Below are 14,697 nucleotides of genomic sequence, written 5' to 3'. Positions count from 1 at the left end.
CCCCCCAACCCCTGCCCCCCGACCGCCCCCCGCCGCGCGCGCCCCCGACCGCCCCCCCAACGCCCAGCGCAGCGTCGGCCAGACCCCAGCCCCGACCCAGACAGGAGGCGGCGGGGTCAGGGTCGGGGCTTGGGGCTACCTGTCGGGGCACACCACGCCGACCTACGCCCCCCCCCCGCCCCCCCAGACCGCCGCCCCCAGACGCCCAGCGCAGCGTCGGCCAGGCCGGAGCCCCGACCCAGACAGCGGGCGGCGGGGTCAGGGTCGAGGCCAGGGGCTACCTGTCGGGGCACACCACGCCGACCTACGCCCCCCCCCGACTGCCCCCCCCAACGCCCAGCGCAGCGTCGGCCAGACCCGGGCCCCGACCCAGACAGCGGGCGGCGGGGTCAGGGTCGAGGCCGGGGGCTACCTGTCGGGGCACACCACGCCAACCCACGCCCCCCGACCCCGCAACCGCCGCCCCCAGACGCCCAGCGCAGCGTCGGCCAGACCGGAGCCCCGACCCCGACTGCCCTAAAGACCCCGACCCGGGCCCAAACCCCGACTGGAGGAAGACCCCGACCGCAGTGGCGGTACCCCGACCGCTGTGGCAGTACCCCGACCGTGGTGGCAGTGCCGCGACCCGCGCCACGACCAGAACCCCGACCCGGTCAGTGCGAAGAATGCGAGATGGTAGCCTGCGGTCCCGGCTCCGTACTTTCCGGCGTATCGGAGAGATGCTCCTGCACAATGCGCCAGCGACCATTCTGTCGTCGCCACAGCATCGTCCAGGCTCCGCCCACCACATGGGGGGTGTGGCGCGGCGTCAGGTGCGGAATGCGGTAAGTCAGCGTGACCACCGCCGCATCGCGCGTGATGAGGTCGACATAGGTCGAGCCCAGCTCGAAGCGTGGCTCGCGCATGTTCTGCCCCACCCGCTCCCAGAAGCCCCGAATCTCCCCGGCGAGGGTGTCACGCGTGGTCGTCACCCGCCCCGCCACCGCCGAGATCACCCGCCCGCTGTCCGGGTAGAGCGCCAGCAGTCGCTCCGGGGCATCGGCCTGTCGCAGGTCGTACGCCTGCGTCACGAGGGTGGTGAGGGTGTCGGCGATGGCGGTGCGTTCAGCCGTCGTCAGCCGGTCGGAACGCTGGCACGCGCCGGTGAGGGAGAGCATGCCGACCCAGGCAGCGGCCACGGCCAGACGTACCGGCCGCGGGCTCCGGGGCAGGCGCGAACGGCACCGGTGCGCGGTGCTGCGGAAGGCGGGCAGCGGAGGCTGGGACGAGCCGTGGGAAGTCATTCTCGGGGAAAGGACAGGGTGCGCGGCGAACTGTCCACAGGCGCGGACGTGCCATCACGCTGCGGCGCTCCGCGTCCCTCTGAAACACGGTGAACGCCGGGATGGTCCGGCAATTGCCTTGCCCAACCATGGACGGCGGGTATCCGGGGGGTCCGGGTGCCGGAACTGGGGCAGGTTGGCGACGCGGGAGGATCGGTGCAGATGGCAACGCATGGCGCACGCAGGGCCCTGGCGGCGGGGCTGACGGTCGCGGGGCTGCTGGGGTGCGGCGGTACGGAGTCGGCCACCATGACGGCCGATCTCGAACGCGACCTGGATCTGGCGGAGCAGGCGCGCCGACCGCAGACGGTCGTGGTGTCGGCGCTGGAGGGTGGCCTGCGCGGGGCGCCCAGCGGTACCGAGGCTGGCCGTCGTGATGCCGTGGTGGCGCCGCGCCGTGCGCCGCGGCCGGCGCCGCAGCGGCCGCCGGAGGAGGTGGCCGCCGTGGCGCCGCCCGAGCAAGCCGAAGCACCGGTGGTGGCCGATGCGGCCGCCGCAGAGGAGGCGCCGGCGCCGGTACCCGTGGAAGCGCCGGAGGCGTCGGCCCCTGATCCCGCCCCCATGCCCGTGTCGCGTGGACCGTCGGCGGGGAGCGACGGGGAGGCCGCGGCCGACCATGGTGAGGGGCGTGGCCGCCGCGGCGGCGGCTGGGGCACACTGATCGGTGTGATCATCCGCGGTGGCGCCGCCGGGATCGATAACTGCGAAGAGCACGATCGGCGCCGGGCCGGCCGGCGGCGTGGTGGCGCCAATGGCGGCATGGGCGGCATGGGCGGCGACGTCATCCTGGCGGGCGGCGGGGTGATGGGGGGTGCCATTGGCGGGGTGATCGCCAACGGCGGTGGAATTCGCCGCCCCACGTTTCCGCGCTGACCATACGCTGCCACAGCGTGCGATCCGATCGCGCGGTGGCCGTGATCTGACCGGGTGGCCGCGGCGGTGAGATGCCGCAACGGCCACCCGTGGTGCTTGCCCGTCACTCAGCCGCTCCGCTAGCGTTCCGCGGGTGACCACCCACTTCGATCAGCTGGGAGGCGACGCCGGCATTCGCGTGCTCGTGGACCGCTTCTACGACCTCATGGACACCGCGCCCGAGGCGGCCACCATTCGCACGCTGCACGCGCGCAACCTCAAGGTGTCGCGCGAAAAGCTCTACAAGTTCATGAGCGGCTGGACCGGCGGGCCGCAGTTGTATGTGGAGGAGTACGGCCACCCGCGGCTGCGCATGCGCCATTTCCCCTTCGCCATTGGCGCGCGCGAACGCGACGAGTGGCTCTGGTGCATGGATCGCGCGCTGGCCGAGCACGATGCGCCCGAGGAGCTGAAAGCGTTCCTGCGCGAGCGCCTGCAGCAGCTCGCCGATCACATGCGCAACGAACCGGGCTGATCATGCGCATTGTCGGCGGAAAATTCGGCGGACGTACCCTCACGTCACCCAACGACTTCCGGGTGCGCCCCACCGCCGAGGAGGTGCGCGTGCACATGATGAAGCTGCTGCGCAACGACCTCGAGGGGGCGCGAGTGCTCGACCTGTTCGCCGGCACGGGAGCGCTGGGACTCGAGGCCCTCTCGCGCGGCGCCAAGTACGTGGACTTCGTGGAGTTCCGGCCGGCCAGTCTGCACGCCCTGCAGGCCAACATCAAGGCGCTGCGCGTGATGGAGAAGACGCGCGTGTACAAGAAGGACGCACTCCCCTTCGCCGATATTCTGCCCCCCGATCGGTACGACGTGGCTTTTGCCGACCCGCCGTACGAATCGCGCATGCTCGACCGGCTCATTGAGCGGTGGCAGCGTGCGCCGTGGTCCCGTATCCTCGTGGCGGAGCACGCCACCACGCACCAGCTGCCTCGTGCCGCCTCGCACGCGCGCTTCGAGGAAACCGCCATCTCCGTGTATCGGGCCGTGGCCGACCAGGCCCCGGCCGCCCGCCCGCCGCTCCCTCCCCCGGCTTCCCCCACCAGGCCATGACTCCTTCGCTTCGTTGCTCTGCTGCCACCGCGCTCCTGTTGGTGGCCTCGCTGTCGCCGGCCGGCTCCCTCGCCGCGCAGCCGGCCACCACGCCGTCCGCGCGCTGGGCCGAGCAGGCGAAGCGCGTGACCATCATGCGCGATCAGTACGGCGTGGCGCATGTGTACGGCAAGACCGACGCCGATGCCGTATTCGGCATGGTCTACGCGCAGGCCGAGGACGACTTTCCGCGTGTCGAGACCAACTACATCAACGCCCTCGGGCGGCTCGCCGAAGTGGAGGGAGAACGCGAAATCTGGCGCGACCTGCGCATGAAGCTCTTCATCGACACGCTCGAGCTCAAGAAGCAGTTCGCGGTGAGTCCGGCCCCCATGAAGGCGCTCATGACGGCGTGGGCCGATGCGCTCAACTACTTCCTCGCCACGCACCCGCAGGTGAAGCCGCGGCTGCTCACGCGCTATGAGCCGTGGATGGCGCTGTCGTTCAGCGAGGGCTCGATTGGCGGCGACATCGAAAGCGTGAACTTGCGCGCCCTCGAGCAGTTCTACGGCCCCCGCGCCGGGGGCACCGCGTCGCCGTCGCGCGATGAGGTCGACGCCGAGCCGTCGCCCTTCGGCACGGAGCCCGGCGGCTCCAACGGCTTTGCCGTCGCGCCGCAGAACACCGTGAACGGCCACGCGCTGCTCATGATCAACCCGCACACGAGCTTCTACTTCCGCCCCGAGATTCACATGGTGAGCGAGGACGGGCTCAATGCCTACGGCGCCGTGACGTGGGGGCAGTTCTTCATCTACCAGGGCTTCAACGAACGCCTCGGCTGGATGCACACCTCCGGTGGCGGCGACGTGATCGACGAGTATCTCGAAACGGTCACCCCCAAGGGCAAGGGATTCACGTATCGCTACGGCACCGGCAGCCGCCCCGTGGTGGCCCGGACCATCCGCCTGCCGTACAAGACGGCGAACGGCATGGCCGAGAAGGTGGTCACGGCCTACTTCACGCATCACGGGCCGGTCATTCGCGAGCAGGGCGGCAAATGGGTGGCGGTGAAGATGATGAACAACCCGCTCGAGGCCATCCAGCAGAGCTACGGCCGCACCAAGGCCAGGACGTTCGACGAGTTCAAGCAGGTCATGACGCGGCGCACCAACTCGTCGAACAACACCGTGTACGCCGATGCCGACGGCGTGATCGCGTACTTCCACGGCAACTTCATCCCCAAGCGCGACACCAGCATCGACTTCCGTCGTCCGGTGGACGGCAGCGATCCGCGCACCGAGTGGCAGGGGCTGCACACGCTCGACGAGATGATCCTGCTCAAGAATCCGTCGAACGGCTGGCTCATGAACACCAACAACTGGCCGTTCACCGCCGCGGGCGCGAACAGCCCGAAGATCGGCGACTGGCCGGTATACATGTCGGAGCAGCGCGAGGACAACCCGCGCGGCGTGCACGCCGTGCGCGTGCTGCAGAACCGCAAGGACTTCACCCTCGACCATCTCATTGGGGCCGCGTACGACAGCTACCTGCCCGCCATGGAGCAGATCGTGCCGCCGGTGGTGAAGGCGTGGGACGCGCTCCCCGACACTGACCCGCTCAAGGCGAAGCTCGTGGTGCCGGTGCGCACGCTGCGCGGCTGGGATTATCGTTTCGGCGTGGCGAGCGTGGCCATGACGCTGGCCAACGCCTACGGCGAGGACATCACGGCGGCGTCCGGCGCGGCCGCGCGGCAGGCGGGGCTGCCGGTGCTCGACTTCATCGCCACGCGTGCACAGTCGGCTGCACTGCTGGCGGCGCTCGCCAAGGCCAGCGACCGGCTCACCGCCGACTTCGGCTCGTGGCAGATGCCCTGGGGCGACGTGAACCGCTTCCAGCGTCTCAGCGGCGAGATCGGTGCCGGCTTCGACGACAGCAAGCCGAGCCTCCCCGTGCCCTTCGCCTCGGCCAACTGGGGATCACTGGCCGCGTACGGCCAGACCGGCGTGCGCACCACCAAGAAGTACTACGGGAATCGCGGCAACAGCTTTGTCGCAGCGGTGGAGTTCGGGCCCAAGGTGCGCGCAAAGAGTGTGCTCGCCGGCGGCGTGAATGCCGACCCGAGTTCGCCGTACTTCTTCAACCAGGGTGAGCGCTACGCCACCGGGCAGTTCAAGGACGTGAGCTTCTACCGCGCCGACGTGGAGAAGCACGCCGTGCGCACGTACCAGCCGGGGCAGTGACGCCCCCGTGAGCGAGGATTCCGCGCCCCTGCCTGCCGCCGCCGTCGACTTCGGCGCCAGCAACACCGACGTGGTGATCCACGACGGTGCCACGATCCAGCACTGGCGTCTCCCCAGCGAAGGGCACCCCAGTGATGACCGTGTGCGCACCGTGCTCGCGCACGGCGGCGTGACGCCATCGGACGTGCGGTGGATTGCCGTGACTGGCGGCAACCGCACGACGCTGTCGGCCACGCTCGACGGGCGCGCCGTGCATCAGGTGGCGGAAGTGCATGCCATTGGCCGCGGCGGTCTGGCGCTCGCCGGCCTCGAGCGGGCGGCGGTGGCCAGCGCCGGCTCCGGTACGGCGGTGGTGGCCGCCGGCCCCGAGGGGTATCGGCATGTGAGCGGCACGGGCGTGGGTGGCGGTACGCTCGTGGGGTTGGCGCGCCTGCTCGTGGGGACGGTGGACCCGCGGGACATCGACGCGCTGGCGCAGGCGGGCACCGACACCGCGCTCAACCTCACCATCGGGGAAATTCTCGGGCAGGCCATCGGCTCGCTCCCGCCCGAAACCACCGCGGTGAACTTCGGCCGGGTGGCGCGCCACGCCGTCGACGCGTCGCGTGAGGACACGGCGGCCGCGCTCGTCAACATGGTGGGGCAGGTCATTGCCGTCATCGCCATCAATGCGGCGCGCGCCGAGCAGCTCACCGACACGGTCATCGTGGGGCACCTCACCGACCTGCCCAGCGTCCGTCGCACCTTCAATCTGGTGGGGCAGTATTACCACGCCGCCATTCACATCCCCGAACACGGCGGCCGGGCCACGGCGCTGGGGGCGCTGCTCACGGTGATGGAGCCTCACACGCAGCGCTGAGCCCTCCTCGCTCGCTGCAGCTGTTCCCCCGCTCGCGTCTCTCGGTCGACTACTTGGCCGGACACAGCGCTTTCAGCGCCAGCGCCGGTACGGAGCCGGGCACGGGTGCGGCGTAACCCGGGATCTTCACGATCTTTTCGCTGGCGACCTTGGTGAACGTCGCATCGCCATAGTAGCGGTTCTCCTTCACCGCCACGGTCCCCTCGGCACAGCGCACCGCGACCACGGTACGCGAGCCGAACCACTCGCCGCCGGGCGCCTTGGCGGGCTTGGCGAAGGTGGTGCGCAGGGTGGCCGTGATCTCGCTGGTGCCGCGCTTGACCGTCTTGGTTTCGAGGGCCACGGCATTGTTGCCGGCGAGTGCCCCCACGGGCTGCAGGCGTTGGGCCTGCAGGCAGGGCGCCGCGAGGCATGCGGCCGCGGCGAGAGAGAAACGAAGGAGGGACATGTCCGTATGGGTGGTTGGCCAACGCGACACCAACGCCGTAGGATGTGCGTCGGAACGCGGAAGGGCAATCAGCGGGCAACCCGCAGGCCGCACCGGGCTGTCCAAGGATCAGTGTGCCAATCTTTTCGAGGTGAACCGCATGTTGCGTCGTTTTCGTCCGTCCGTTGCCCTGCCGCTCGTCATGTTCCTTGCCGCGAGTGCCGTGTCACCCGTTCGCGCCCTGCAGGCGCAGGCGCCGGCCAGCAGCACCCTCGCTGCCGACACCAAGGCCGTCATGGCGGTCATCACTCGCTTGTTCGATGGCATGCGGAAGGGGGATTCGAGCATGGTACGGTCGGTCTTCGACAGCCGTGTGCGCATGATCACGGTGACCAGCCGTGGCGGGGTGCGACGCACGACGGTGGAGAACGGCGCCGACAACTTCGCGAAGGCGGTGGGAACGCCGCACGCCGATGTGTGGGATGAGCGCATCGCCAACGAAAAGGTGTTCATCGACGGCGATCTGGCGTCGGTGTGGGTGGACTACGCCTTCTTTGCCGGCGCAAAGTTCTCACACTGCGGCGTGGACCACTTTCTGCTCGTGCGCGGCGAAGGCGGGGCCTGGTCCATCCTCGAACTCGCCGACACGCGCCGCACGACGGGATGCGAGCAGTGGACGAAGCCGTCGTGACGGTCAGGGACGCAGCTGGTCGTCCAGCCAGTTGGTGCGGGCGGTGAGCCATTCCTGCATGGCGGCCATTTCGCCGTTGTAGCTGCCGGTGACCACGCGGTTGGGCCACACCCAGCTGTCGAGGATGGGCCAGCGCTCGAAGTTGCGGCGCTGCTCCACGCTCATGTAGTCCCACCGCGCCACAATGGCCTGTCGCCAGCTGCCGAGGGTGCCATCGTTGCGGATCTGCTGCCAGCGTAGCTTCACCCGCTGGACGAAAGCCGGATCCTGCCAGAGTCGCGCAAACCAGGGCGCCGTGCGAATCTGCCAGCCGGTTACCGCATCGGCGCCGCCGTAGTTCACGTTCCCCAGCGTGATGTCGAAGTCCCAGAGCGGTCCGAAGTACAGCTTGCCGCCGCGTGGCTTGGTGAGGAACGTGCTGCGGCGCAGGTTGCCGTCCACGTTCTTCACCAGTTCGTTCACCAGGAAGTAATCCACCGCCGACGGCACGTCGATGTACGCTGCGTAGCCCGTGACGGGGTCGGCGAAGGACGGCCCGAACAGCGCGTTCTCGAGGTCGGTGAAGTAGCCGGTGATGTACCGCTGCTGCCGCTCCCACCCCGGCTGCCGCAGCGTCTCCGGACTTTTGGCGCACACCGGCATGCGCACGCGCGACGTGTTCCAGCAGAAGTCTTCGCCGTACAGCTCGTCGACCTCGAGCAGGTAGCCGCCGGTGATGGCGGTCGCCGAGGTATCGGCAACGCGCAACTCGGGGATGTTCACGCGACTGGCATCGACGCGGATGTGCTCCGTCAACTGGTAGACGCCCTCGTAGCGCCCATTGAGCTGCAGGTGCACGAATCGCGACCGCGGCACGTAGCTCCATCCCATGCGCCGCGCGAGGTCGAACACCAGATCGTTGCGCAGCAGCGTCTTGTCGGCGTAGTTGGCCAGCAGCGCCCAATGACGGTTGCTGGGCATGCCGAGCAGTTCGGCCCCGGTGGTGAGCCGCAGGCGATACGGCTTCTTGGGCATCGACCAGGTGGAGTTGCCACGTCCGCGCACCTCGAGGCTGCCGTCTCGCAACAGCGCCGAGTCGGGCCCGATGAGCCGCCAGGTACCGCCCACGTAGGTCTCGCGCGAGGTGATGGGCGCGCTGCCGGTGGTGACGATCTGCATGGTGGGAAAGCGTCCCACCTCCACCACCGGCGGCGGGGGCGGGGGGGGGACTGATGGCGCGGTGGGCGTGTCGGCGTTTTGGCAGCCGGCCAGCAGCAGCACCAGCGCTGTCGCCCGCCTTGTCGCCAGCCTTGTCGCCCGCCTTGTCGCCAGGGCGGGCGCGGCTGCACGGCCGGCCCGGTCAGGCGCTGACACACCGTGCATCACGGCCCGCAACGGCAGCGGAGGTCGCGATGTGTGCTGCACTACCGATTGCACGTCGGCATGGTGGGATCCGGGCCGGCGATGGCCGGTTTGTTGGGACGGTTGGCCACCGCGCCCATCACGCTGTGCACGAAGCGCCCCAGTCGCGCGGCATGATCGTAGTCGATGTAGCGCGGCTCATCCGTGTGCTGGTGGTAGTCCACGGCATAGCCCAGCGACATGTACACCACCGGGATGTCCTTGCGCACGTAGTTCACCTGGTCACTGCGGCAGAACCGGTTGAGCGGATTCGCAGGCACATCCCAGCTCTTGTCGATGGCCATGGGCTCCGGACTGTTGGCATTCACGGAGTCGATGATGTCGCCGAACTCCCGTGACAGGCGACGCGCGCCCAGCATTTGCACCGAATTGGGGCCGCCGTACTTCACCTGCCAGTTTCGTCCCTTCCCCACCATGTCCATGTTGTGCGCCGCGACGATCTGCGACAACGGGATGGTGGGGTTGTCGGTGAACCAGCGCGAGCCGAGCAGCCCGCCTTCCTCACCCTGATGCGAAATGAAGACGAGCGACCGCCCGGTCTTCTCGCGCGCGAACTTCTCGGCGAGCTCGAGCAGCACCACCGTGCCCGATCCGTCATCGTCGGCCCCGTTCATGATGCTGTCGCGGCGCACGGGGCGAATGCTGCGGGCGCGGGCGATGAGCGAGTCGATCGTGCGCTGCTGCTCGGCGGTCGGGGTGCACACCGGGTCATTCGAGCCCTGCCGGCGCACCACCATGTTGTACGCCCGTACGGAGTCGTGGTCCACCACCACCGGATTCACGCCCACATGGTCGTTGTGTGCACCAACCAGCACGTACTCGCTGGCCAGCTTGGGGTCGCTGCCGGGGAGCACGGCAATGACATTGCGCGCCGGGTACGGTGAGAGACGCCAGGCGTGACGGAAGTCGGCGGAAATGGGAGCACCGGTATCGCCGACCCGCAGGGCGCTCACCGGCTTGCCGAAGATCTGTTCAGCCACCGCCCGCGAGATGGTGGCCGCGCCCGGAGCGTTCGCATTGAGTGGCTGCGCCGGACGCATGGACATGGGCTGTGCGAAGGCGGCGTCGATCTGCTGTGGTGCCATGTCGTCGAGTCCGATCACGAGCACCCCCAGGGCACCCGCGCCCGTGGCTCGCGGATCACGCAACATGGTGGGCACCCCGCGGCGTGGCGGCGGGGCACTGGGATTCGCCCGCTGGCGCGCCTCCTCGGCGATGGCGGCGTTGGCCCCGAACTTGTCCGGCACGTCGGTGCAGCTCACGAAGCTGGTTGGGGCGCCCACACTGGCGGCGACACGCCCCGCGGCCGGTGCCGCGCTGAAGACGATGACCTTGCCGCGCACGGCGCTCGGGTCGATCAGCGCGGTGGAGTCGCCCCACTGTCCGGCATAGATCGCCGGCACGCCGTCGAGCTTCATGGCTGGGCCGAAACCGTTGAGTACCGACGGGACCGTGGGCACCCACTCCTTCTTCGTGGTCAGGGCGCGGCCACCCACCGCGAGGCGCGCCGTGGCGGCGTCGAACCCGCTAGGGCCGAAGGGCAGCGTCTGGAAGTAGCCGCCACTGTCGCCAGCGGGCTTGAGGCCGAGGCGCTTGAACTCGCGGGCGATGTACTCGGTGCCCTTGTAGTTGCCCACCTCACCGACGCGCCGCCCCAGCATGGAGTCGTCGGCGAACTGGTAGAGACGCGTGCGCAGGTCGTTGGCGGTGATCGCCTGTTCCGTGGGGCGCGGGGCCCAGGTGGCGGGCCCTTCGTCGGACCAGACGCGCCCGGTCGTGCGCACGTTGGTCGCCTTCGTGGCGGCACGATCCTGAGCGGAGAGCGGCAGGCCAGCCGTCAGCGCAAGCAGCACGGCCGCGGTGAGAGAACGTGTGGAGTTCACGAAAAGGCTCGGGGAGCAGGGGGCAGGAAGCCGGAAGCCGGAAGCGGGGAGCCGGAGGCAGGGAGCGGAATCCGCGCCTCCACAGCGCACCGGCAACATACGCAGCATATTCGGCACATGCTGACCCGACTGCTTCCCCGTGCGGTTCCCACGGTGCTCCTGTGGGCAACCTGCGCCGCGCCCCTGATGGCGCAGGCCCCGTTCCGCGCCGCCGACCTCGGCGGCCTCAAGCTCCGTTCCATCGGCCCCGCGTCCATGAGTGGCCGTGTCGTGGACATGGACGTCGTGGAATCGAATCCGTACACCATGTATGTCGCCGGTGCCACCGGTGGACTCTGGCGCACCACCGACAATGGCCTCACGTGGACGTCGGTGTTCGATGCGCCGGTGCATAGCATTGGCGATGTCGCCGTCTTTCAGCCCAACCCGCAGATTCTCTGGGTGGGCTCCGGTGAGCGCGCCAATCGCCAGAGCGTGGGGTGGGGTGATGGGGTGTACAAGAGCACCGACGGTGGCAAGACGTGGGTGAACATGGGGCTGCGCACCAGCATGCACATCGGGCGCATCCAGCTGCACCCCACCAATCCCGACATCGCGTGGGTCGCGGCGCAGGGCAGCGTCTGGGGTGCCGGTGGCGAGCGCGGCCTGTACAAGACTACCGATGGCGGGCGCACGTGGACGCGCACGCTGCACGTGGACGACGAAACCGGTGTCACCGATGTGGCGCTCGACTGGAACGACCCAAGCGTGCTGTATGCGGCCAGCTATCAGCGGCGGCGCAGCGCCTACGGCTTCGACGGCGGTGGTCCCGGGAGCGCGCTGTGGAAGAGTACCGATGGCGGCAGCACGTGGACGAAGCTCACGGGGAACGGACTGCCCGAGGGCGAATACGGGCGCATCGGCATTGCGGTGTACCGCAAGAACCCGCGCATCGTGGTGATCAGCGTGGAGCAGGGCGCGCGCTACAACGCCAGCACCGCGTACATCCAGCGCAAGGCCGGCGTGTACCGCAGTGAAGATGCGGGGGGCACGTGGACGTTCATGAGCGACTGGAACCCGCGTCCCATGTACGCGAGCCAGCCCACGATCGACCCGAGCGACGATCAGCGCATCTACATGCTGAACGCGTACTCGTTCAGCGACGACGGCGGCAAGACCTTCACGGCACCGCGCACCACCACGCACGGTGACGACCGGTTCGTGTGGGTGAACCCGAAGGACAGCCGCCACGTCATCAAGCTCGATGACGGCGGCATCGGCATCAGCTACGACCGCGGGCGCACGTTCCTCTTCGTCTCGTCGCTGCCGCTGTCGCAGTTCTATCGCGTGGCGGTGGACAACGCCGTGCCGTTCAATGTGTACGGCGGCCTGCAGGACAACGGTTGCTGGGTGGGGCCGAGCGCCAGCTGGACGACCAACGGCATTCTCAACGAGCACTGGTCGCGGCTGTGCGGCGGCGATGGCTTCTTCGTGGTGCCCAACCCGAAGAACCCGCGCACGGTCTACTCGGCGTCGCAGTTCCTGGGGCTGCAGAAGAACGACACGCGTACCTGGCAGGTGCAGGATCTGCGTCCGGGCGACAGCACGGGTCGCATCGGCGGACGTCGCAACTGGGAAACGTGGGGCAAGCCGGGCGTCACGCAGCTGCTGGGGAACGCCATGCACCCGGCCAACTGGGATGCCCCCATCGTGATCTCGCCGCACGACACCAACACACTGTACGTGGGCATGCAGCATCTCTTCACGTCGAAGGACGGTGGGCGCACGTGGAAGAGCCTGGGGGACATGACGACCGGCGTGGATCGCAGCACGCTACCGCTCATGGGGCGCAAGCCGAGCGAGGCCACCCTGTCACTCGACGACGGCGTGCCGTATTTCCCGGGGGTGACGGCGCTGGCCGAATCGCCGCTGGTGAAGGGACTGCTGTACGTGGGCACCGACGACGGCCGGCTGCGGGTGTCGCGCAACGGGGGGCTGTCGTGGACCGACGCGCAGTCGAAGCTCCCGGGGCTGCCCAAGGACGCGTGGTTCGCCGGTGTAGAACCCAGCCGACACGCGGCCGGCACGGTATACGTGGTGGTGGACAACCACCGCAGCAACGACATGACCAACTACGTGTACCGCAGCACGGACTACGGGGTCACGTGGTCGCGTCTCGAAGGCGACCTGCCGCCCAATCGGGTGGCGCGCACCATTCGCGAGGATGTGCGCAACCCGCGGCTCCTGTACCTCGCCACCGAGTTCGGTCTGTTCATCTCGCCGAACGGTGGGGGCAACTGGGTACCGCTGCGCGCCAACATGCCGCTCATGCCGTTCAACGACATCGCGCTGCACGCGCGCGATAACGCGCTGGTGCTGGGCTCCCACGCGCGCGGGGTGTGGGTGCTGGATCAGCTCAACGCGTTGCAGGAGCTCACCCCCGACGTGACGGCGATGCCGGCGCAGCTGTTCACCATGCAGCCGGCCCATCAGATTCGCACCACCAACCTGCGGCCGCACACCGGCGACATGATCTTCCGCGGGGAGAACCCCGCCAACGGCGCCCTCGTAGATTACTGGCTGCGTGACGCGGGCGCCAAGGTGACGCTCACGGTGCACGACAGCACGGGGCGGCTGGTGCAGTCGCTCACGCCGGCGGCTGCGCGCGGGGTGAATCGTGTGGTGTGGAACCTGCGCCATGCCGACCTGCCGGTGCGCAGCGGTGGCGGCGAGGACGACGACGAAGGGCCGCGGGCCACGACGCCGGGCCCGCTGGTGCTCCCGGGTTCCTACACGGTGCGGCTCGTGCACGATGGGCGTACAGTCGAGCGCAAGGTGCTGGTGAAGGAGGACCCGCGGCTCACTGTTTCGCGCGCGGAGCGTGCGGCGTGGACCGCCTTCCATCGCGAGGTGGCAGCGGCGCTGGGCGGCTTTGCCGAGGTGGCGACTCGCGTGCGCGGCCTGAGCGGGACCGACGGCGCGACCCGCGACCTCAAGCGTCAGGCGGGCGAGCTGCAGGCGCGCCTGTCCACGCTGTACTCCGCGGTGGGACGGTGGACGGGAATGCCCACGGCCGACCAACGCTCACAGTTGCGCTACTACACGCGCATGGCGGCGGAGATCGGGGGACAGGCGGCGAAGTAAGTCCGCTCGGCCATACCCCATCGCCATCTCCGATTTCCTCAACTGGCGCCATCCCCACCGCTGCTGCATGTTCGCGCACATGACCATCCTGTCCGTGAACATCATGTGGGCCATCGTCCTCTTCGGTGTGCTGCTGTGGACCACGGCGTGCGTGGTGCTGAATGCGGCGCTGCGCAAAGGGATGGGCATCATGGGGCTCACACTCAGCTACGGCGTGTTGGCGTGGATGCTGGTGGAGCTGCCGCTTCGCGAGGCACTCGTCACGTGGGGGGTGTTTGCGGCATTCGGTGGCGTGCTCACGGTGTTTTACGAGCTGTGGGCGCGGCGCAGGTACGCGGGCACCGGGCGTACAGCGCGCCCCCTGGTGCGCCTCGGTGGTGTGTTTCTGTGGCCGGCGATGGTGCCGGACGCGGTGGGGCTGATGTTGAACGATCTCGGGATCATCCCGGCCGATGAGCGCAGTGAGACGCACGAGGAGGATTGGCGCAGCATCACTGGCGAGATGCCGGCGCCGGGTGGTGAGGGGGCGGTCTCGCGGTCGACGTAACGGCAGCCGGCGGCTGCCGTCTGCGGGTCCCTCCCTCCCGCACCTTTCCCCGACGGGGCCCGCTGCCGTTCCCCCCGCAGGTTTCCCCGACGGGGGGCCGCTCGTCCTCCTCGTGCCCCGCCGACCGTTCCGGCGGCGTAATGGTCCGAGACGGTGGACCCGGTGGACCTTTGCCAGCTGCCATACGTGCCCCAACTTGACAAGCTCCTGCCGCGCCTGGAATCAGGCGCGGCCTCGCAGATTCTCCTCGAGAGCGA

12 protein-coding genes are annotated in these 14,697 nt (G+C 69.1%); 8 read left to right on the top strand and 4 right to left on the bottom strand.

Features of this window, described 5'->3' with window-relative positions:
- Positions 1 to 653: 653 nt before the first annotated feature.
- The gene (locus O9271_RS01255; protein ID WP_298265411.1) at positions 654 to 1,178 is read right to left on the bottom strand and encodes a DUF4440 domain-containing protein; all 525 of its coding nucleotides are present in this window, start codon (positions 1,176 to 1,178) and stop codon (positions 654 to 656) included.
- 306 nt (positions 1,179 to 1,484) lie between these two features.
- Here O9271_RS01255 and O9271_RS01250 point away from each other — a divergent pair, with 306 nt between their 5' ends.
- The 5 genes from O9271_RS01250 to O9271_RS01230 all read left to right on the top strand — a co-directional run bounded on the left by O9271_RS01250 (position 1,485) and on the right by O9271_RS01230 (position 6,368).
- Complete coding sequence (locus O9271_RS01250) at positions 1,485 to 2,195, top strand: hypothetical protein (RefSeq protein ID WP_298265408.1); 711 nt, start codon at positions 1,485 to 1,487, stop codon at positions 2,193 to 2,195.
- A 133-nt stretch (positions 2,196 to 2,328) separates the two neighbouring features.
- On the top strand, positions 2,329 to 2,709 hold the full coding sequence (locus O9271_RS01245) for a group II truncated hemoglobin (protein ID WP_298265405.1): 381 nt from the start codon (positions 2,329 to 2,331) through the stop codon (positions 2,707 to 2,709).
- Between the two features lie 2 nt (positions 2,710 to 2,711).
- On the top strand, positions 2,712 to 3,290 hold the full coding sequence (locus tag O9271_RS01240) for an RsmD family RNA methyltransferase (protein ID WP_298265403.1): 579 nt from the start codon (positions 2,712 to 2,714) through the stop codon (positions 3,288 to 3,290).
- Entirely contained in the window at positions 3,287 to 5,509 is a 2,223-nt protein-coding gene (locus tag O9271_RS01235) for a penicillin acylase family protein (protein ID WP_298265401.1), read from the top strand. Before O9271_RS01240 ends, O9271_RS01235 begins: the two co-directional genes overlap by 4 nt.
- Before the next feature lie 7 nt (positions 5,510 to 5,516).
- On the top strand, positions 5,517 to 6,368 hold the full coding sequence (locus O9271_RS01230) for a hypothetical protein (RefSeq protein WP_298265398.1): 852 nt from the start codon (positions 5,517 to 5,519) through the stop codon (positions 6,366 to 6,368).
- A gap of 49 nt (positions 6,369 to 6,417) precedes the next feature.
- Here O9271_RS01230 and O9271_RS01225 read toward each other — a convergent pair whose 3' ends face one another.
- On the bottom strand, positions 6,418 to 6,816 hold the full coding sequence (locus O9271_RS01225) for a hypothetical protein (protein WP_298265395.1): 399 nt from the start codon (positions 6,814 to 6,816) through the stop codon (positions 6,418 to 6,420).
- Between the two features lie 139 nt (positions 6,817 to 6,955).
- Here O9271_RS01225 and O9271_RS01220 point away from each other — a divergent pair, with 139 nt between their 5' ends.
- On the top strand, positions 6,956 to 7,486 hold the full coding sequence (locus O9271_RS01220) for a nuclear transport factor 2 family protein (RefSeq protein ID WP_298265393.1): 531 nt from the start codon (positions 6,956 to 6,958) through the stop codon (positions 7,484 to 7,486).
- 3 nt (positions 7,487 to 7,489) lie between these two features.
- Here O9271_RS01220 and O9271_RS01215 read toward each other — a convergent pair whose 3' ends face one another.
- Together O9271_RS01215 and O9271_RS01210 are read right to left on the bottom strand one after the other, a co-directional pair.
- The gene (locus O9271_RS01215) at positions 7,490 to 8,662 is read right to left on the bottom strand and encodes a CotH kinase family protein (protein ID WP_298265391.1); all 1,173 of its coding nucleotides are present in this window, start codon (positions 8,660 to 8,662) and stop codon (positions 7,490 to 7,492) included.
- 227 nt (positions 8,663 to 8,889) lie between these two features.
- Positions 8,890 to 10,770 carry a M28 family peptidase gene (locus tag O9271_RS01210; RefSeq protein WP_298265389.1) on the bottom strand — a complete coding sequence of 627 codons (1,881 nt, stop codon included), beginning with the start codon at positions 10,768 to 10,770 and terminating at the stop codon, positions 8,890 to 8,892.
- Positions 10,771 to 10,887: 117 nt separating this feature from the next.
- Here O9271_RS01210 and O9271_RS01205 point away from each other — a divergent pair, with 117 nt between their 5' ends.
- Both O9271_RS01205 and O9271_RS01200 read left to right on the top strand, forming a co-directional pair.
- Positions 10,888 to 13,893, top strand: coding sequence for a sialidase family protein (locus O9271_RS01205; protein ID WP_298265387.1), 3,006 nt, complete (start codon positions 10,888 to 10,890; stop codon positions 13,891 to 13,893).
- 79 nt (positions 13,894 to 13,972) lie between these two features.
- A complete protein-coding gene (locus O9271_RS01200) occupies positions 13,973 to 14,440 on the top strand; it encodes a hypothetical protein (RefSeq protein WP_298265385.1) in 468 nt (155 codons plus the stop codon).
- Positions 14,441 to 14,697 lie beyond the last annotated feature (257 nt).

It is taken from the genome of Gemmatimonas sp., assembly GCF_027531815.1.
GTDB lineage: Bacteria > Gemmatimonadota > Gemmatimonadetes > Gemmatimonadales > Gemmatimonadaceae > Gemmatimonas.
The sequence above is the reverse complement of the archived record's forward strand: the minus strand, read 5'-3'. Positions and strand labels throughout refer to the sequence as shown.

What these genes read in the sequence shown, in the direction of transcription:
- O9271_RS01205 (WP_298265387.1), top strand. Translation starts at nt 10,888, where the DNA reads ATGCTGACCCGACTGCTTCCCCGTGCGGTTCCCACGGTGCTCCTGTGG.
- O9271_RS01220 (WP_298265393.1), top strand. Translation starts at nt 6,956, where the DNA reads ATGTTGCGTCGTTTTCGTCCGTCCGTTGCCCTGCCGCTCGTCATGTTC.
- O9271_RS01240 (WP_298265403.1), top strand. Translation starts at nt 2,712, where the DNA reads ATGCGCATTGTCGGCGGAAAATTCGGCGGACGTACCCTCACGTCACCC.
- O9271_RS01235 (WP_298265401.1), top strand. Translation starts at nt 3,287, where the DNA reads ATGACTCCTTCGCTTCGTTGCTCTGCTGCCACCGCGCTCCTGTTGGTG.
- O9271_RS01225 (WP_298265395.1), bottom strand. Translation starts at nt 6,816, where the DNA reads ATGTCCCTCCTTCGTTTCTCTCTCGCCGCGGCCGCATGCCTCGCGGCG.
- O9271_RS01250 (WP_298265408.1), top strand. Translation starts at nt 1,485, where the DNA reads ATGGCAACGCATGGCGCACGCAGGGCCCTGGCGGCGGGGCTGACGGTC.
- O9271_RS01200 (WP_298265385.1), top strand. Translation starts at nt 13,973, where the DNA reads ATGACCATCCTGTCCGTGAACATCATGTGGGCCATCGTCCTCTTCGGT.